12 protein-coding genes and 1 pseudogene are annotated in these 18,806 nt (G+C 72.3%); 4 read left to right on the top strand and 9 right to left on the bottom strand.

The genetic code is table 11. From position 1 onward, the window contains the following. The 4 genes from M2266_RS12905 to M2266_RS12890 all read right to left on the bottom strand — a co-directional run bounded on the left by M2266_RS12905 (position 1) and on the right by M2266_RS12890 (position 4,454). The gene (locus tag M2266_RS12905) at positions 1 to 1,176 is read right to left on the bottom strand and encodes a histidine kinase (RefSeq protein WP_277438331.1); all 1,176 of its coding nucleotides are present in this window, start codon (positions 1,174 to 1,176) and stop codon (positions 1 to 3) included. After that, a complete protein-coding gene (locus M2266_RS12900; RefSeq protein WP_277438330.1) occupies positions 1,173 to 1,850 on the bottom strand; it encodes a response regulator transcription factor in 678 nt (225 codons plus the stop codon). The genes M2266_RS12905 and M2266_RS12900 overlap by 4 nt, the downstream gene beginning before the upstream one ends. A 104-nt stretch (positions 1,851 to 1,954) precedes the next feature. Further along, a complete protein-coding gene (locus M2266_RS12895) occupies positions 1,955 to 2,746 on the bottom strand; it encodes a phosphatase (protein ID WP_277438329.1) in 792 nt (263 codons plus the stop codon). Between the two features lie 169 nt (positions 2,747 to 2,915). After that, positions 2,916 to 4,454, bottom strand: a complete 1,539-nt coding sequence (locus M2266_RS12890; protein ID WP_277438328.1) for a PucR family transcriptional regulator — start codon at positions 4,452 to 4,454, stop codon at positions 2,916 to 2,918. A 216-nt stretch (positions 4,455 to 4,670) separates the two neighbouring features. On the opposite strand from M2266_RS12890, the pseudogene speB reads away from it, so the two are divergent. The 3 genes and pseudogenes from speB to M2266_RS12875 all read left to right on the top strand — a co-directional run bounded on the left by speB (position 4,671) and on the right by M2266_RS12875 (position 11,354). Next, positions 4,671 to 5,643: pseudogene (gene speB, locus M2266_RS12885) on the top strand (agmatinase). A gap of 244 nt (positions 5,644 to 5,887) precedes the next feature. Beyond that, entirely contained in the window at positions 5,888 to 9,823 is a 3,936-nt protein-coding gene (locus M2266_RS12880; RefSeq protein ID WP_277438327.1) for an ABC transporter ATP-binding protein, read from the top strand. Between the two features lie 85 nt (positions 9,824 to 9,908). Continuing rightward, positions 9,909 to 11,354 (top strand): S28 family serine protease, encoded by a 1,446-nt coding sequence (locus M2266_RS12875; RefSeq protein ID WP_277438326.1) that lies wholly within the window; start codon positions 9,909 to 9,911, stop codon positions 11,352 to 11,354. 13 nt (positions 11,355 to 11,367) lie between these two features. Here M2266_RS12875 and M2266_RS12870 read toward each other — a convergent pair whose 3' ends face one another. The 5 genes from M2266_RS12870 to M2266_RS12850 form a co-directional block, all read right to left on the bottom strand. Further along, the gene (locus M2266_RS12870) at positions 11,368 to 12,057 is read right to left on the bottom strand and encodes a hypothetical protein (RefSeq protein ID WP_277438325.1); all 690 of its coding nucleotides are present in this window, start codon (positions 12,055 to 12,057) and stop codon (positions 11,368 to 11,370) included. 150 nt (positions 12,058 to 12,207) lie between these two features. Beyond that, a complete protein-coding gene (locus M2266_RS12865) occupies positions 12,208 to 14,028 on the bottom strand; it encodes a glycoside hydrolase family 3 protein (RefSeq protein WP_277441179.1) in 1,821 nt (606 codons plus the stop codon). Between the two features lie 78 nt (positions 14,029 to 14,106). Beyond that, positions 14,107 to 15,186, bottom strand: a complete 1,080-nt coding sequence (locus M2266_RS12860; RefSeq protein WP_277438324.1) for a hypothetical protein — start codon at positions 15,184 to 15,186, stop codon at positions 14,107 to 14,109. Between the two features lie 132 nt (positions 15,187 to 15,318). Next, positions 15,319 to 16,116 carry a sugar phosphate isomerase/epimerase family protein gene (locus M2266_RS12855; protein WP_277438323.1) on the bottom strand — a complete coding sequence of 266 codons (798 nt, stop codon included), beginning with the start codon at positions 16,114 to 16,116 and terminating at the stop codon, positions 15,319 to 15,321. 302 nt (positions 16,117 to 16,418) lie between these two features. After that, on the bottom strand, positions 16,419 to 17,495 hold the full coding sequence (locus tag M2266_RS12850) for a LacI family DNA-binding transcriptional regulator (RefSeq protein WP_277438322.1): 1,077 nt from the start codon (positions 17,493 to 17,495) through the stop codon (positions 16,419 to 16,421). 158 nt (positions 17,496 to 17,653) lie between these two features. On the opposite strand from M2266_RS12850, the gene M2266_RS12845 reads away from it, so the two are divergent. Continuing rightward, positions 17,654 to 18,805 carry a Gfo/Idh/MocA family oxidoreductase gene (locus tag M2266_RS12845; RefSeq protein ID WP_277438321.1) on the top strand — a complete coding sequence of 384 codons (1,152 nt, stop codon included), beginning with the start codon at positions 17,654 to 17,656 and terminating at the stop codon, positions 18,803 to 18,805. Position 18,806 lies beyond the last annotated feature (1 nt).

Genomic DNA, 18,806 nt, shown 5'->3' with positions numbered 1-18,806 from the left:
TCAGGCGGCGGGCAGCACGGCCCGGACCAGGAAGCCGCCGTCGGGCTGCGCGCTCGCGTCGACGGTGCCGCCCAATTGGGCCGCACGTTCGCGCAGGCCGGTGAGACCGTGGCCGCCGGAGGGCAGCGCCGGCCCCGGCGGGCCGTCGGCGGGGCCGTTGCGGACGCTGACGAGGAGCCGTCCCCCGGTCAGCCGCACGTCGACGTCCGTCGCCGCGCCCGTCGCGTGCTTGCGCACGTTGGTCAGCGACTCCTGGACGATCCGGTAGGCGGCCTGTCCGACCGGTGCGGGGCAGCCTCTCGCGTCGACCCGGCTCCGCACGGTGGGACCCGCCGTGGCCAGCAGCGCGGGCAGTTCGGCCAGCCCGGGCCCGGAGGGCATCGTGATGCCCGCCGCGTCCACCTGGTCCCCTGAGCCCGCCGCGTCCGTCACGGGAAGCCGCAGGAGGCCCACCAGGCGGCGCAGTTCGTCCAGCGCGTCCCGGCTCAGCTCGCGTACGGCTCCGGCCGCGTCACGGGCCTCCTGGCTCCGCGCGGTGATCTCCAGCGCGCCGGACTGCACCGCGATGAGGCTGATGTGGTGGGCGACGGTGTCGTGCATCTCGCGGGCGAGCCGCGCGCGCTCCCGTATGACGGCCCGCTCGGCGGCGAGCCGCCCTTCCCGTTCCCGGCTCGCCGCCAGCTCGGCGAGGCGGGCCGCCAGCTCCCGCCGCGAGGCACCGAGCAGCCCCAGCGCGGTCGGGGCGATGGCCAGCAGGGCCGAGAGCAGCAGGGCCAGAATCGTGGCCGCGGGCTCCCAGTCGATCGTGCCCAGCCAGGGCCAGGGGACGAAGGAGACCACGGCGACGGCCGCGGCGCAGCCGCCGACGACCCACATGCGGGGCGTGACGCGGGGGCCGGGCGCGGCGCCGTCGCCGTCCGGTGCCGTGCGGCCGGTCCCGCCGTAGGCAACCTGGAAGAGCGCGGCCATCGGCGCCAGCCACACGTACCCGAGCGAGAGCGCCGGCAGGGTCGCCACGAAAGCCGGCAGCGGAAACCTCCGGCGCGCCAGGAGAGCGGCCGTCGCGGTGCAGGCGACGGCGAGCGAGAGGGTGCCGCCCATCGACCGCGTCGCCCACACCTCGGACCCGGAGAGGAGGATGAGGGCGGCGTCGGGGACGGCCGGCCGCAGCCTCACGTCCGCTCCGCCGCCGGGGCGAGTCCCGCGCGGTGGGCGAGCACGGCCGCGGCCACCCGGTTGGGCGCGTCCAGCTTTCGGAGCACCGCGCGCACATGGTCCTTGACGGTGGCGACCGTGATCCCCAGCCGGGCCGCGATGTCGGAGTTGGGCAGCCCCTCCGCCACGAGGACGAGCACTTCGCGCTCACGCGAGGTGAGCAGGGCGAGCGCGACGGCGTCCGCGCCACCCGGGCCGTCGACTCCGGACCCGGCTCCTGCCCCGAGGTAGCCGCGGACGACGGTGCGGCTGACGGTGGGCGTGAAGACCGTCCCACCGGAGGCGAGGACCCGCACGGAGTCGATCAGCGTCCCCACGGCCGTGTCCTTGAGGAGGAAGCCGGTGGCGCCCTCCCGCATCGCGGCACTGATGTACGCGCTGGTGTCGAACGCCGTGAGCATCGCGACGACGGGCGGCCGCGGCAGCGCGCGCAGCTCCCGCAGCACCGTCAGCCCGTCCGGTGCGGGCATGACGGCGTCCAGCAGTACGAGGTCGGGAGCGGCCGCCTCGATGGCGGCCACCGCGTCCCGGCCGTCGCAGTCGACGACCACCGCGATATCGCCCGCGGTTTCCAGAATCCGCCGCAGGGCGACCCTGACCAGCGCCTCGTCATCGACGATCGCTACATGGATCACGTTGCGCCTGCCTTCTGGAGCCCCTCTGTGATCGTAACCAGAGACTCCGGATCCGCAGAGTCCGGATCCGCTGCGCGGAGGTAGGCCGCGTGCCCGCGGGTGGCTCAGCTCCGTGCTTCGAGGCCCGCGGCGGCCAGCAGGTAGGCGGTGAGCGGGTCGTAGAGGTGGGGTGCCACGTTGTCGTCCAACGGGACCGTCACCGTCAGGTCGCCCTCGGCCTCGCCGACGAACAGCGCGGGGTCGTTGCAGTCCGCGAAACCGACGGTGTCGATGCCCTGGCTGCCCGCGAAACCCGCCCACCCGTGGTCGGCGACGACGAGATCCGGCTCCTGGCCCTCGTGCTCCATGGCGTCCAGCACCTCCCGCATCGGGTCCGGGGAGTGGGTGTGCATGAGGTTGCCGCCGCGGTGCAGGACGGACACGCCACCGATGTGCCTGATCTCCCCGTTGTCGGCGTACAGGCGGTCCGCGGGCAGCAGGATCTCGCACCCCGCGTCGCGCAGGGCGGCGGCGAGCGCCTGGTGCACGGCGAACATCCCGGCCGGGTGGCCGGTGGCGAACAGCACGCGGGCCCGCGATTCCGCGGCCTTGCGCAGCTCGACGGCCATCCGGTCCAGCGCGTCGATCGTCAGTTCCGCGTCGATCGTGTCCTGCCCCCTGCGGTGCTTGGGGTCGGCGACCACCCCGCAGCGCTCCACCATGAGCTCCAGCACCGCCCGCGGATCCGTCCAGCGTTCGCCGAGATCCAGACCCAACCAGTAGTAGCGGTTCCCCTCGGCGAGCTCACGGTAGTGATCGAGGTTGTTCTCGCGACTCGTGGCCACGTCACCCGCTATGCGGGTGCGTATGAGGTGCTCGGCGAGGGACTGGCGGGACGGCGTCGTGTCATGGGGCATGTGTCTCATTGTCGCGCCTGGCCGCACGGGCGTAGGGGTCGAGGGTGATCGACACCGATGTGTGACCCTCGGCGGGATCCGGGAGGCGCTCTTCGACGGCCTTCGACGGGGTTTCCGCAGGCATCGGTGCCGAAGCCGGATTCGGGCGCCCCGTCGATGTCGCCGCTGTTCAGAGCCACCGCAGGGCGAACCAGAGGTCCATACGGGTGTCGGGGTCGTCCAGGTCCGCGTCCAGGAGGGCGGCGGTCCGCGCGATGCGCTGCCGGACCGTGTTGCGGTGCACTTCGAGCGCGACAGCGCTGCGGTCCCAGCTGCCGTGCAGCGCCAGCCAGGTGCGCAGCGTCTCCACGAGGGCGGGTGAGTCCAGCAGCGGTTCCAGCAGCGCGCGAGCCTGGGCGCGCGCCTCCTCGGGTGCCACGAGCGCCGTCATGCCCGCGCCGCCGCCGCGGTGTCGCGCCAGCTCGGAGCGGTTCGCGACGGCCCGGCGCAGCGCTCCCGCGGCCTGGGCGTCGGCTGTGGAGAGCTCTGCCGTGGACGCGGGGCCGCTGACCCCGAGGGTCCAGCCCGGCTGCGCGGAGACCTGACGGTCGGCGGGCAGCAGGGCCCGGACGGCGTCCCCGTCCGCGTCGACCAGCGCGGTGCCGAGGGCGGCGGCCAGAGCGGCGGCGGCCAGGGGCGCCCCCTCGCCCCGGTGGGGGCCGGTGCCGCGGCGGTGCCCGTGCACCACGATCCAGTGCGGCCCCTGGTCGTCCCGGGCGGCGGCAGGGCGGGTGGGGCCGGTCAGCAGGGGCGCGACGTCCTCGGGACGCGCGCCGAGCAGCAGCCGCACCAAGGCGGCCGAACGGTCGGTGTCGGCCGTGCCCTGGTAGGGGCCGGTGAGCAGCGAGAGCAGCACGGTGGCGACGCCGGTGAGCGCGTTGTCCGCCGCGTCGCGCCGCCCCGCCGCGACGGCCAGCACCAGTTCCTCGCCGGGAGCGCCGCCGGCCAGCGAGTAGGCCGCCACATGTGTGCCGGAGACGGTGTCGGTGGCCGACGACGGAGTCTGCGCGTCCTGCGGCCGATCGCCGGGCAGTGGCCTGACCACCTGCGCCAGTCCGTCGAGCGCCGCCCGCACCGGTGGCCCGGGGCGGGCCCCCGCCCCGTACAGCTCCCCTCCGCCGGGGCCGAGGAGGGCCGCCCAGCCGCCCAGGTGGTGGGCGAGCCGGCGCAGTACGGCGGGGACCGGTTCGGGGCGGGCGGCGGCGGAGGCAAGGGACCGCTGGGCTTCGGCCACCCGGCGAAGCTCGCGGTGGCGGGCTTCTGCCATCGCCTGCCAGACCGCCCGCGCGACCGCGCTGAACGGCGTTTGCGGCGGAACCTCCACCAGAGGCAGGGCGTACCGGTCGCACGCCTCCACGAGGGCGCGAGGCGTCGCATCGTGGACGGGCGCGAGCCCGAAGCCGAGTGCGGCGGCACCCGCCTCCACCGCGCGGGCCACGTAGTGGTCGAGGTAGTCCGTGGTGTCGCCCGCCGACGGGAAGTGCACCCCGGCGGTCAGCAGCAGCTCGCCGCCCAGGAGGTACGGCACCGGGTCCGCCACATCGCTGGTGTGCACCCAGTGGACGGGAACATCCGCCTCCGGGCCCGCGACCTGACGAAGCCCCAGGTCCGCGCGGGCCAGCAGGTCGACGAGCGGAACGGGGGGAGTGGGCGGCATCAACGTCGGCATGTGCGATCCATCTACTGGACTGACATCGAATGGATGAAACATACACTTCAATGCCTTCTTCCGGCCATCTAAGGTCGGGCCCGGAATCGCCCTGAGCCGAAGTTATCCACAGGCCCGATCCGCTTGTCGGCGGGTCGGGGGAGACTCGAACCACGTCGAAGCACCCGTCGAAGCACCCGTCGAAGCACCACGAGTCACAGGAAAGAAGGCACCCCGATGAGCAGCAACGAACCGCGCGGACCCATCGACTCGTCCCGCATCCCGCGGTACGCCGGCCCCGCCACGTTCGCCCGGCTGCCCCGGCTGGACGAGGTCGGCACCGCGGACGTCGCCGTGGTCGGTGTGCCGTTCGACAGCGGGGTCTCGTACCGGCCCGGCGCCCGGTTCGGCGGCAACGCCATCCGCGAGGCCTCCCGGCTGCTGCGCCCGTACAACCCGGCGCAGGACGCCTCGCCGTTCGCGCTCGCCCAGGTCGCGGACGCGGGAGACATCGCCGCCAACCCGTTCAACATCAACGAGGCCGTCGAGTCCATCCAGGGCCGCCGCCGACGATCTGCTCGACACCGGCGCCCGCCTGATGACCCTCGGCGGCGACCACACCATCGCGCTGCCGCTGCTGCGCTCGGTCGCCCGCAAGCACGGGCCGGTCGCCCTGCTCCACTTCGACGCGCACCTGGACACGTGGGACACGTACTTCGGCGCCGAGTACACGCACGGCACGCCGTTCCGCCGCGCCGTGGAGGAGGGCATCCTCGACACGGAGGCGCTCTCGCACGTCGGCACCCGCGGCCCGCTCTACGGCAAGAAGGACCTGGACGACGACGAGAAGATGGGCTTCGGCATCGTCACGTCGGCGGACGTCATGCGCCGCGGCGTCGACGAGGTCGCGCAGCAGCTGCGCGAGCGCATCGGCGACCGCCCGCTGTACATCTCCATCGACATCGATGTTTTGGACCCGGCGCACGCTCCGGGCACCGGCACCCCTGAGGCCGGCGGGCTCACCTCGCGGGAGCTGCTGGAGATCATCCGCGGGCTCTCCTCCTGCCACCTGGTCTCCGCCGACGTCGTCGAGGTCGCTCCCGCGTACGACCACGCGGAGATCACCTCCGTCGCGGCCTCCCACACGGCGTACGAACTGACCACGATCATGTCCCGGCAGATAGCGGAGGCCCGTCGCAGCGCCGGGTGACCACCCGGGACGCCGGCGACCTCGCGCCTCACCCGGCGACCTCGCGCCTCACCCGTCCACCGCACGGCGAACCGACAGGGCCCGCTCCAGCAGGAGTGGGCCCCGGCTCCACCAAGGCTTAGGCCCATCGCCCGAGAGGAGTGGGACCTTGGCCCCTCTTGGGCCGCGCATTGTTGCAGCAGGATGAAATCCGCACGCCGGCGCGTTGCAGGGTCGGGTAGTCATGGATCAGGGGAGGACCCGGGTGACATCGGCGAAGGTTGAGCCGGAGCAGGGCTGGTTGCGGCGGTTGGTCGGCTATTGCTGGCGGTACCGCCGCAACGTCCTGCTGGCGTTGGGCGCGTCGCTGGGCGGGATGGCGGTCACCGCGCTCGTGCCGCTGGTGCCGAAGCTGATCATCGACGACGTGGTGGTCGCGCACGACCGTCCGCTGCTGCCCTGGGCGATCGTGCTGATGGTCGCCGCGGTCGCGGTCTACGTCCTGACGTACGTACGGCGCTTCTACGGCGGCCGGCTCGCCCTCGATGTGCAGCATGATCTGCGCAGCGACATGTTCCGGTCGCTGACCAGGCTGGACGGCCGGCGGCAGGACGAGCTGGACACCGGCCAGGTGGTCGGCAGGGCCACCAGCGACCTGCAGCTCATCCAGGGCCTGCTCTTCATGCTGCCGATGATGATCGGCAACGTGCTGCTGTTCGTGCTGTCGCTGATCGTGATGCTCACCCTCTCCCCGCTCCTCACCCTCGTCGCGCTCGCCGTCGCCCCCGCCCTGTGGTTCATCGCCGACCGCAGCCGCAAGCGCCTCTTCCCCGCCACCTGGTACGCCCAGGGGCAGGCCGCGGCCGTCGCGGGCATCGTCGACGGGTCCGTCACCGGCGTCCGCGTCGTGAAGGGCTTCGGCCAGGAGCAGCAGGAGATGGACAAGCTGGAGGGCGTCAGTAAGAAGCTCTTCGCCGGCCGGCTCCGCACGATCCGGCTGAACGCGCGCTACAGCCCGGCCCTCCAGGCCGTCCCCTCGATCGGCCAGGTGGGCATGCTGGCGCTCGGCGGATGGATGGCGACCCGCGGGCAGATCACGCTGGGCACCTTCGTCGCGTTCTCCACGTACCTCGCGCAGCTCACCGGCCCGGTACGGATGCTGACCATGATGCTGACCGTCGGGCAGCAGGCACGGGCCGGAGTCGAGCGTGTCCTGGAACTCATCGACACCGAGCCGACGCTGGAGGAGGGCACCCGCACGCTGCCCGACGGCGCGGCCACCGTCGAGTTCGACCACGTCACCTTCGGCTACGACCCCGAGCGCCCGGTGCTCACCGATTTCTCGCTGCGCGTCGAGCCGGGTGAGACCGTCGCCGTCGTCGGCGCCTCCGGCTCCGGGAAGTCCACCGTCTCGCTGCTGCTGCCGCGCTTCTACGACGCCACCGGCGGCGCGGTGCGCATCGGCGGTGAGGACGTCCGCGACCTCACCTTCGACTCGCTGCGCGGCGCGATCGGCATGGTGCCCGAGGACAGCTTCCTGTTCTCCGACACCGTGCGCTCCAACATCGCCTACGGGTTCCCGGACGCCACGGACGAGCAGGTGCTCGCCGCGACCCGGGCGGCGCAGGCGCACGAGTTCATCGAGGCGCTCCCCGACGGCTACGGCACCGTCGTCGGCGAGCAGGGCCTGACCTTGTCCGGCGGCCAGCGCCAGCGCGTCGCCCTGGCCCGCGCGATCCTGACCGACCCGCGGCTGTTGCTCCTGGACGACGCGACCTCGGCGGTCGACGCCCAGGTCGAGGCGGAGATCTTCGACGCGCTGCGCGAGGTCGTGACCGGCCGGACGACGCTGCTCATCGCCCACCGGCGCTCGACGCTGGCGCTCGCCGACCGGATCGCCGTCCTGGAGGACGGCCGGCTGGCGGACTTCGGCACCCATGACGAGTTGGAGGAGCGCTCCGCGCTCTTCCGCAAGCTGCTGACCGACCCGGACGCGCTCGGCGCGGACGTCGTCACCGCCGACCCTGCCGGTGCCCTCGCCGCCGCCTGGTCGGGCGAGGGCGCCGCGACCGGACTGGTGGAACGCACCGCCACCGCGCCCGGATCCGACGGGCCCGACGCCATCGACGGATTTGACCCGTCCGACGGGTCGGGCAGGACCAACGGATCTGCCGGCACCAACGGATCTGCCAGGACCAACGGATCCGTCAGGATCAACGGATCCAAGGTCTCCGACGGAGTGACGCCCGCGCTGTGGCGCAGGAGTCCAATCCCGGCGGATGGGCCCGCCTCGGGCACGGCACACGTGAACGGCTCCGCCCCGGCCGTCCCGGCGGGCGGCGGACCCGGCGGCATGGCCGCCGCGATGGCCGGGATGCCGGCCTCGCCCGACCTGCTCGCGAAGGTGGCGGCGCTGCCGCCCGCCACCGACACCCCGGGGGTCGACGAGACGCGAGCCCGCATCGCCGACGAGGAGTTCGGCCTGCGCAGCCTGCTGCGCGGCTTCCGCACCCCGCTGCTGCTCAGCCTCCTGCTGGTGGCGGCGGACGCCATCGCCGGGCTGATGCTGCCCGTGCTGATCAGGCACGGCATCGACTCCGGTGTCCGCGAGGCCGCGCTCGGCGCGGTCTGGGCGGCCTCGGCCGCCGGCCTGGTGATCGTCATCGTGCAGTGGGCGGCGCAGTGGGGTTCGGCGCGGCTGACCGGCAGGACCGGCGAGCGCGTCCTCTACACCCTGCGAGTGAAGATCTTCTCGCATCTGCACCGCCTCGGGCTCGACTACTACGAGCGCGAGCTGACCGGCCGGATCATGACGCGGATGACCACGGACGTCGACGCGTTGTCGACATTCCTGCAGACCGGACTGGTCACCGCCCTGGTCAGCGTGCTCACCTTCTTCGGCATCCTCGTCGCTCTGCTCGCCCTGGACGTACAGCTGGCGCTGCTGGTCTTCGCGACGCTCCCGCCGCTCGTCCTGGCCACCTGGGTCTTCCGGCGCAAGTCGGTCCGGGCGTACGAACTGGCACGCGAACGCGTCGGCGTCGTCAACGCGGACCTGCAGGAGAACGTCGCCGGGCTGCGTATCGTGCAGGCGTTCCGCCGCGAGCGCGTCGGCGCCGTCCGCTTCGCGGAGCGCAGCAGCTCGTACCGCGAGGCCCGAGTGCGCGGACAGTTCCTGATCTCGGTGTACTTCCCGTTCGTCCAGCTGCTGTCCAGCGGCGCGGCCGCGCTGGTGCTGATCGTCGGAGCCCAGCGGGTCGGCGCGGGCACGCTGACCGCCGGCGCGCTCGTCGCGTACTTGCTCTACATCGACCTGTTCTTCGCTCCGGTGCAGCAGCTGTCGCAGGTCTTCGACGGATACCAGCAGGCGTCCGTGTCGCTCGGCCGGATCCGCGAGCTGCTGCGGGTGCCGAGCACCACCCCGGCCGCGGCCCGCCCGCTGCCCGTCCCGTCGCTGCGCGGCGAGATCACCTTCAAGGACGTGCACTTCCGGTACGGGGACGGGGCCGAGGCGCTGAGCGGCGTGGACCTGCGCATCCCGGCCGGGCAGACGGTCGCCTTCGTCGGTGAGACGGGCGCGGGCAAGTCCACGCTGGTCAAGCTGGTCGCCCGGTTCTACGACCCGACCGGCGGGGGCGTCCTGGTCGACGGCACCGACATCCGCGAACTGGACATGACGGCCTACCGGCAGCGGCTGGGCGTCGTACCGCAGGAGCCGTACCTGTTCGCCGGAACGGTGCGCGACTCCATCGCCTACGGGCGGATGGACGCGACCGACGCGGAGGTCGAGGCCGCGGCGCGCGCCGTCGGCGCGCACGAGATGATCGCGACGCTGGACGGCGGCTATCTGCACCTGGTCACCGAGCGCGGCCGCAACCTGTCCGCGGGCCAGCGGCAGCTGATAGCCCTGGCCAGGGCCGAGCTCGTCGACCCCGACGTCCTGCTGCTGGACGAGGCGACGGCCGCGCTGGATCTGGCCACCGAAGGGCTGGTCAATCAGGCGGCCGACCGGCTGGCGGTCCGGCGCACCACGCTCGTCGTCGCGCACCGGCTGACCACGGCCTCGCGCGCCGACCGCGTCGTGGTGCTCGACCACGGCCGCGTCGTCGAGGACGGCACGCATGAGGAACTGCTCGCCGCGGACGGGCGATACGCCCGGTTGTGGCGCACATTCGTCGGTGAAGTACGGGCCGCCGCCTGACAATGCACTGCCGCAACGCCCTCTGGCGGTAGGACCGTCGCTCCCCTAGGTTCTCGGCAACGTCCGTGAACCCAGGGGAGGGTCCATGCGTAAGGCGCTCAGATGGCTGCTGTCACTGATGCTGCTCGTCGGCGCGACCGGTGCGGTCGGGGCCGGTGCGACGGGGACGGCCACCGCCGCCGACCGGTCGGACAGCGCGGCCGGCGCGAACACCGCCGCCGCGGCGAGCACGGATATCAAGGACCGCATCCTGGCGATACCCGGCATGACCCTCATCGAGGAGAAGCCGGTCACCGGCTACCGGTACTTCGTCCTCGACTACACCCAGCCGATCGACCACCGCCGCCCCTGGAAGGGCACCTTCCAGCAGCGGCTGACGGTGCTTCACAAGGCGACCGATCGTCCGACGGTCTTCTTCACCTCCGGCTACGGACTCTCCACCAACGCGAGCCGGTCGGAGCCGACCCGGCTCATCAACGGCAACCAGGTCTCCATGGAGTACCGGTTCTTCACGCCGTCCCGCCCCGCCGAGCCGGCCGACTGGTCCAAACTCGACATCTGGCAGGCCGCCAGTGACCAGCACCGGATCTTCCGGGCGCTGAAGCGGATCTACGACCGGAACTGGATCGACACCGGTGGCAGCAAGGGCGGCATGACCGCCACCTACTTCCGCCGCTTCTACCCGGACGACATGGACGGGACGGTCGCCTACGTCGCGCCCAACGACGTGGTCAACAAGGAGGACTCGGCCTACACGGAGTTCTTCGAGAGGGTCGGCAACGCCGACTGCCGGGCCGCGCTCAACGCCGTGCAGCGCGAGGCGCTGGTACGCCGGGACGAGATCGTCGCCCGCTACCAGAAGTACGCCGACGACAACGGACTGACCTTCGCCACGGTGGGCAGCGCCGACAAGGCGTACGAGAACGTCGTGCTGGACCTGGTGTGGGCGTTCTGGCAGTACCACCTGGAGTCGGAGTGCCCGACCGTCCCCAAGCCGACCGCGACCACCGACGAGCTCTACGGCTTCATCGACACCATCTCCGGCTTCGACTTCTACACCGACCAGGGCCTGGAGTACTACACGCCGTACTTCTACCAGGCCGGCACCCAGCTCGGTGCGCCCACCTTCGCGACCCCGCACCTCAAGGGGCTGCTGCGCTACCCGGGCATCTACCAGCCGCGTTCGTACGTGCCGCGGTCCATCCCGATGACGTTCAAGCCGCAGGCGATGCCCGACGTGGACAACTGGGTACGGCACCACGCCCAGCGGATGCTGTTCGTGTACGGCACGAACGACCCGTGGGGCGCGGAACCCTTCCGCCTCGGTAAGGGGGCGAAGGACTCCTTCGTGATGTGGGCGCCGGGCGCGAACCACGGCGCGAACATCGCCGCGCTCAACCCCGCGGACAACGCCAAGGCGACCGCCGAGGTGCTGAAGTGGGCGGGCGTCACCCCGGCCACGACACTGGCGCCGTCGTTCGACGCCAAGCTCGACGTACCGGACGACGTCATGGACCGCCACCCGCTGTAGCGGCACCGCGGCGTCACAGCCGGCGGGCGCACCCGATGCCCGCCGGCCCGACGCTCACGAAAAGCGCCGTTCCCTGAGGGCAGCGTGCGCGGTCCGGAGCGATCGAACCCACCTGGTATCCGGGCTTGTTCCGGCTGGAACCGTCACAGGCCGTCTCCTTCACCCGACCGGCACCCGTCGCGTAGACGCAGTCGCCGACGATGGTGCGCGGCCCGCCGCCCGCCCCCGGGTCACCGGGGTGCGGGTCGTCGAGTTTGCGCATGCAGGCGTAGCCAGGCGACCGGCCGGACGACACGGTCAGCACGAAGTCGGTCGTCTCCGGACAGCCGCTCCCCGCCCGGACGGTCAGTGCCGTCGACGTCGCCCGGGTGGCCGGTGACGGCGTTGACGCGTCCGGCGGCAGACCGTGGAACCGGACCGTGACCCGGGCGATGGCGTAAGGGTCCGAGCACGCCACCTCCCGGTACGAGTCCAGCGGATCGCTCTGCGCGCACGCGCCCTCCGCCAGGAACGTCCCCTCGGCGCCGATGGGCGCCGGCGCCGGTGAGGGGTCGACCGATCCCACCCCCGCGCCACCGCCCGCCGCCCCCTGGAACGGCGCGCACGCCCCGAGGGCGGTGAGGACGGCGAGCGCGAGGACAACGGCCGCGGATATCACCGCGGTATGCAGAAACGATCCGAAGTAGCCGTATCCGCGCATCATGGCCCCCCTGAGATCCCCCGGGCAACATGCACCCATACGTCAGGGTAGGGGGTGGAACCGACCAAGGGGAGGGCCCGCCGGTTTCTGGATCGGCCGGATGTTTTCCGAAGGGACCGGTACCTGACGCGACCTGTCCCTCGCTTGGCTCGACTACCGGTATTTGAGCCCATGTCCGATCGGGTAGAGCACCTGCCCGGGGTCGTCCGCGCGGGGCACCGCCACCGGCAGCCGCCCCGTCGGAGCCGCCCTGCCGGCGATGACCCGCGCCACGGCGCGCATCGACACATCCGTCCAGCCGTACACGGCCAGTCCGGCCGCCACACCGCTGAGCCACGCGATGTCGTATGGATTGCGGACGGCGACCTGGACGACCGGGACGCCGGTGGCCACCAGCGCCTCGACCAGAGCGATCTGACCGGTCGAAGCCTCCGTGACGTTGTACGTCCCGACGACGATGCCGTCCTTGCCGTGGGCGGCGGCGAGAGCCTGGTCGATGACGGCCCGGTCGGGCGCGGTACCGGTGGGCAGGGCCTGGGCGGGGTGGCCGAGGTCCGTGAGCGCCTTGGCGAGTACGGAGGTCGGCGGACCGCCGGTGCCGGACGGCGCGGCCGGATCCGCTCCGACCACGAGCAGGTTCCGGTGGGCGCGGCGCGGCAGCGGCAGGAACCGGGAGGGGTTCGAGAGCAGGGTGACGGTGCGGTCGGTGATCCGGTCGGCGGTCGCCAGGTGCGAACGGACGCCGACCGCCCGGTTGACGCCCTGATGCGTGACGTATGGATTGCGGAACAGACCCTTGCGGGCCTTGAGCTCCAGGATCCGTACGAGGGACTCGTCGATCCGCTGCTCGGTGATCTCCCCGGACGTGACGGCGTCGAGCACCGCGTGCCAGGCGACGTCGAGGAGCGGCGGGTTCAGCAGCTGGTCGGCGCCGGCCTTGAGGGCGAGCACGGGCACCCGGTCGTCGCCGTACTTCTGCCGCACCCCGGCCATGCCGAGCGCATCGGTGATCACCACGCCGTCGTAGCCGAGTTCCTCGCGGAGGATCCCGGTGAGGATCGGGTGGGAGAGGGTGGCGGGGTCCCCCGAGTCGTCGAGCGCGGGAACCAGGATGTGGGCCGTCATGATCGAGTCGATCCCGGCGGCGATCGCGGCACGGAACGGCGGCGCGTCGATCCGCCGCCACTCGGCCGGCGAGTGGGTGATGATCGGCAGTTCGAAGTGGCTGTCGGTGCCGGTGTCGCCGTGGCCGGGGAAGTGTTTGGCCGTGGAGGCGATCCCGGCCTCCTGGAACCCCCTGACCTGGGCCGCCGTCAGAGCGGCGACGGCCTGCGGATCAGCCCCGAAGGACCGTACGCCGATCACGGGGTTGGCCGGATTGATGTTCACGTCCGCGACCGGGGAGAAGTTCTGGTTGACGCCCATGGCGCCGAGTTCGGTGCCCACGACGCGGGCCGCGGCGCGGGCGTCGTGCGGATCACCGTCGGCTCCCAGCGCCATCCCGCCGGGGAAGAGCGTGGCGGGGGAACCGATCCTGGCGACCGCGCCCTGCTCCTGGTCGGTGGAGATCAGCAGCGGGATCGGACTCCCGTGGGCCAGGGCGGCGCGCTGGATGCCGTTAGAGAGGTCGGCGATCTGGTGCGGATCCCGGGTGTTGTGGGCCCAGCTGAAGTAGATGATGCCGCCGAGGTGGTACTTGGCGATCAGTTCGGCGGCGTTGGAGACGCCCATCTCGGCCTGGTTGGACGCGGCGTCCGCGGCGTCCGGGGCGGTGGCCGAGTGGCCGTAGACCCGCATCACGAAGAGCTGGCCGACCTTCTCCGCGCGGCTCATCCGCGCGATGATCGCGCGGATGAGCCTGCGGTCAGGGGCGGCGGCCTGGGCTGCCGGGACACCGGCGGCGAAGGCACTCGCCGTGACGGCGGTGGCGGCCGCGGTGGCGAGGACGGTGCGGCGGGATGGCTGGTGGTGCATGTCGAACTCCTTCCGGCTGGAGGAGATGAGCACGCTGAAAGTTTCCTTCAGTTAGAACGGATAGCCGGAAAGTTTTCGTCAGTCAATGGCCGTGACGCGAGTCGGCAGCACATTCACCGGGACGGCCAGCACCGCCGCGTAGGACTCGGGCCGGATGCAGCGGATGTTCTCGCCTCCGGTCGGCGACGCCGACACCCGCCCCTCGGGCGAGACGGTGAGCGTGGCGCCGGTGGAACGGCAGCCGGACAGCTGGAATCCGAAGCGCCGTTCACCGCTCTTCGGCGGATGCGCGGCCAGCTGCGCGCGGACGGCGGAAGCCCCGCCACCGGGCAGACCCGCCAGATAGGCGTTCAGCTGGGCGGCCTCGGTCACTTCCGAACCCTTGGCCCGCTGCCCCCGCGCGGCCACCGCATCCAGGTGGGTGAACGCCACGGTCGTACCGGGGCCGGGCGGGGTGGCCGCCTGCCGTCCCACCCCGAACACCGGTTGCTTCGGCATCCGGTCGCGCGGCACCTCGAAGACCACCGTGACCTGGTTGGCGACGAGGCACTCCGGCGGAGGCTTCGGCTGGCTGACCCCGAGCGTCAGCCGGTCGCCGGTCGCGAGGAGCGCGACCCCGGTGACCTGGCTGCAACCGGTGGTCTCCACCCAACCCACGAGCACATTGCGCGAGAAGTCCGTCGTCTGGCTCCGCTCGGCGATCTCGCGGGCCGCCGTCGGATCGGAGCCCGCGAACCAGCTCGGGAAGCGGGACAGCTCGAGTTCACTGGCGACCACCGAGTGCACCGTCGGTGGCCTGCGCACCCCGGCGGAGAGGTACACGACCCGGGACTCGATCCCGTGGGTCCCGGCGGGAACGGGGACGGTCGAGGTACCGCCGGACGAGGGACCGGTCGACGGGTTGGCCGGCGGAACGGCGGACGGCGAACCGCCGGTCGACGGCGGAGCCCCCGTCGCCGAGGTGGAGGGGCTGTGGTCGCCCCCGACGCTGTCGGACGGCGGCGTGCCGGTGGCGGGACGGTCCTGACCGCAGCCGGCGGACAGGGCTGTCAGGGACGCGGCCAGCACCGCGACCGGTACGGCTCTACGGAGCTTCATCAGCAGCATGTGGCTTGGACGGGTGGATTCCACGACCGGTTCCGTGCGAGGGCTGAACATGGCTCCATCGTGGGGTCGCCCGAGGTCACCGGGGCGTGTGCGACGCGCCGTTCGGCTGAAAGGGCGCGGGACACCGCCCGAACCGCCCCCCGGGGGAGCGCCCCCTGGAGGACCGCCCCGGCCGGTGCCGCGTCACGCCGAGCCGGCGAGCAGCCGGGACAGGTGCTGCCGTGCCGGGGACAGCAGCTCCGGAAGCTCCGCGACCTGCGGGTACCAGCGCTTCTCGTACTCCCAGCACAGCCAGCCGTCCCAGTCCCCCCGGCTCAGCACCTCCACGGTCTCGGCCAGCGGCAGCACGCCCTTCCCGAGCGGCAGGGGGGTGGTGTCCTCGGCTGACGCGATGTCCTTGACCTGCACGTATCCCAGGTGCGGGGCGAGTACGAGGTAGCTCTCGGACGGCTGTTCGCCACCGCGCCAGGTGTGCATCACGTCCCAGATCGCCCCTACGCTGCCGTGCCCGACCAGCCCCAGGATCCGGGCCGCGTCCGCCCCGGTCGCGTGCGAGTCGTGCGTCTCCAGCAGCACCTTCACACCGAGGCGGGCGGCGTCCGGCGCGACCGCCGCCAGCCGACGCGCGGCGTACAGGTCGGCCTCCTCCGCCGGGAGGTCCCCGCCGCCGGGGAAGACCCGCACGAACGGGGCCCCGAGATCGGCGGCGAGTTCCAGGTTGGCGCGCAGGTCGGCCAGCACCGGCTCGTCGTCACCCGGCGCGGCGACCTTCGTGTAGGCGGCCACTGTCAGGATCTCCACCCCCGACTTCCCGAACTCGGCCACGACCGCTTCCCGTTCCGCCGCCGACAGGCCCGTGTGGACGGGTTCCTCGGCGTTGGCCCGGATCTCCACACCGTGGAAACCATGCTCGGTGGCGAGGCGGACGACCTGCTCGATGGGGAGGGCGGGGACACCTAGTGTGGAGAACGCGAGCTTCATCCGCCGGACACTAGGCACCGCGTCGGGCAGGGTCAACCTCCGACGGCGCGGGTCGTCGCGCGCCGCCGCGATCCGGTCTGGAGCGCCGGCCGCCACTCCTCTCCCACGAGGTCCCTCCAGGCGTCTCACGGCCCATGGGCCCTGACGGCACGCGGAGGACCTGGGCGGAAGACCTCACGCACAGGCGATACACGGAGCTCTTGTGCGGCACCTGACGCGGACGCGTTTACGCGGGGCCCTCGTCCGGCGCCTTACGCGGACGCGTTACGCGGGGCCCTCGTCCGGAGCCTTACGCCGACGCGTTATGCGGAGCCCGCCCGCGGCCTGGCCGTGGAGGCGCGCACCATCAGTTCGGTACGGATCGTCGCGAGGCCGCCCGGCGGCGGAGCCTGACGCCCCATGACGAGCCGGCCGGCTCGGGCGCCCGCCTCCTGGAGCGGAATGCGCACCGTCGTCAGGGCCGGCGCGGTGTCCACGCTGAACGGAAGGTCGTCGAACCCCGCCACCGAGACGTCGCCCGGAATGCTCAGCCCCTGGTCGCGCACCGCCGCGCACACGCCCAGCGCGACCGTGTCGTTGGCGGCGATGACGGCGGTCAGCGCGGGGTCCCTGCGCAGGAGTTCCAGCGCCGCGTCGTAACCGGAGGAGCGGTCGTATGAGCCGTGCACCGTGAGCCGCTCGACGTCGGGGCCCGCGGAGGGCAGGCCGTGGTCCGCCAGCGCCGCCCGGTGGCCCTCCAGTCGGTGCCGGGTGGTGGTGCGGTCGGCGGGACCCGCGACGTACCCGATCCGGCGGTGGCCGAGGGACAGCAGGTGCTCCGTGAGCCGCCGCGCGCCGCCCTGGTTGTCGAACGCGACGGTCGCGACGGGGATCCGCGTACCCGGCTGGTCCAGCGGCGGCCGTCCGCACAGCACGATCCGCGTGCCGGACTCGGCGAGCCGGGCGAGCCGGGCCGCGACCGCCGCGCTGTGCTCGGCCCCCTCGACCGCGCCCCCGGTGATCACCACCCCGGCGGCACGCTGGCGTTCCAGCAACGTCAGGTAGGTGAGTTCGGCCTCGGGTGAGCCGCCGGTGTTGCAGACCACCGCGAGCTTGCCGCCGCCGGGCGCGGACGAGTCGCTGATCTCGGCCTGGACGGCGCTCGCGATCAGTCCGAAGAACGGATCCGCGACATCGTTGACCAGCACCCCGATCAGGTCGGAGGTGGCGGCTGCCAAGCCCCTGGCCTGACCGTTCACCACGTAGTCCAGGTCCTCGACGGCGCGCTGGACGCGTTCGCGGGTGCTGCCCGCCACCGGGTAGTTGCCGTTGAGGACGCGCGAGACGGTCGCGGACGACACCCCGGCGCGCGCCGCGACATCGGCGAGGGTCACTGCCATCTGCGTCCGTACCTCCTGCTGACCGTCCCGGGACCGCACCGCCCGTTGCCGGACATGTTCTCACCTTGTCGGATCGGCCCGCTTCCGGCTAGCGTGCAAGAGAAGAAAGCGCTTGCTATCGCTTGCCGGGCGATAGCGGCCGAAGGGGAGGACCCAACGTGACACGCAGGACAGTGCGGATCGCCATGAACGGCGTCACGGGCCGCATGGGCTATCGCCAACACCTCGTCCGCTCGATCCTGAGCCTGCGCGAGCAGGGCGGACTCGACCTCGGGGACGGGACGACGCTGTGGCCCGAGCCGGTCCTCGTCGGCCGTCGGGAGCACGCGCTGCGCGTGATGGCGGACCGGCACGGACTGGAGCACATCTCCACCGACCTCGACGCCGTCCTGGCCGACCCGACCATCGAGATCTACTTCGATGCCCAGGTCACCTCGGCCCGCGAGGAGGCGGTGCGCAAGGCCGTCGCCGCCGGGAAGCACGTCTACTGCGAGAAGCCCACCGCGACGACCCTGGACGGCGCCCTGGAGCTGGCCCGGCTCGCCACCGCCGCCGGCGTCAAGCACGGCGCGGTCCAGGACAAGCTCTTCCTCCCCGGTCTGCTCAAGCTCAAGCGGCTCATCGACGGTGGCTTCTTCGGGCAGATCCTCTCCATCCGCGGCGAGTTCGGCTACTGGGTCTTCGAGGGCGACTGGCAGAGCGCCCAGCGGCCTTCGTGGAACTACCGTTCGCAGGACGGCGGCGGCATCGTCGTCGACATGTTCCCGCACTGGGAGTACGTGCTCCACGAGCTGTTCGGCCGGGTCAGGACCGTGCAGGCGCTGACCGCCACCCACATCTCGCGGCGCTGGGACGAGGACGGCAAGCCGTACGACGCGACCGCCGACGACGCCGCTTACGGCATCTTCCAGCTGGACGGCGGCGCCATCGCCCAGATCAACTCCTCCTGGACGGTGCGCGTCAACCGCGACGAACTGGTGGAGTTCCAGGTCGACGGCACGCACGGCTCGGCCGTCGCGGGCCTGCGGGACTGCCGGGTGCAGCACCGTTCCGCCACCCCCAAGCCCGTCTGGAACCCGGACCTCCCGGTCACCGAGCCCTTCCGCGACCAGTGGCAGGCGGTCCCGGACAACGGCGAGTTCACCAACGGATTCAAGAGCCAGTGGGAGCTCTTCCTGCGCCACGTGGTGCTCGACGAGCCCTGGCAGTGGGACCTGCTGGCCGGTGCGCGCGGTGTCCAGCTCGCCGAACTGGGACTGCGGTCGTCCGCCGAGGGTCGCCGCTTCGACGTCCCGGAGCTGTCCCTGTGAG

Origin of the sequence: Streptomyces sp. SPB162, from assembly GCF_029504575.1 — a bacterium.
Classification (GTDB): Bacteria; Actinomycetota; Actinomycetes; order Streptomycetales; family Streptomycetaceae; genus Actinacidiphila.
This window is presented reverse-complemented; position numbering and strand designations above follow the sequence as displayed.

Excerpts from the sequence above, each read along its gene's own strand:
- M2266_RS12890 (WP_277438328.1), bottom strand. The coding sequence starts at position 4,454 with ATGCCGACGTTGATGCCGCCCACTCCCCCCGTTCCGCTCGTCGACCTG.
- M2266_RS12895 (WP_277438329.1), bottom strand. The coding sequence starts at position 2,746 with ATGCCCCATGACACGACGCCGTCCCGCCAGTCCCTCGCCGAGCACCTC.
- M2266_RS12870 (WP_277438325.1), bottom strand. The coding sequence starts at position 12,057 with ATGATGCGCGGATACGGCTACTTCGGATCGTTTCTGCATACCGCGGTG.
- M2266_RS12860 (WP_277438324.1), bottom strand. The coding sequence starts at position 15,186 with ATGTTCAGCCCTCGCACGGAACCGGTCGTGGAATCCACCCGTCCAAGC.
- M2266_RS12865 (WP_277441179.1), bottom strand. The coding sequence starts at position 14,028 with ATGCACCACCAGCCATCCCGCCGCACCGTCCTCGCCACCGCGGCCGCC.
- M2266_RS12855 (WP_277438323.1), bottom strand. The coding sequence starts at position 16,116 with ATGAAGCTCGCGTTCTCCACACTAGGTGTCCCCGCCCTCCCCATCGAG.
- M2266_RS12875 (WP_277438326.1), top strand. The coding sequence starts at position 9,909 with ATGCGTAAGGCGCTCAGATGGCTGCTGTCACTGATGCTGCTCGTCGGC.
- M2266_RS12850 (WP_277438322.1), bottom strand. The coding sequence starts at position 17,495 with ATGGCAGTGACCCTCGCCGATGTCGCGGCGCGCGCCGGGGTGTCGTCC.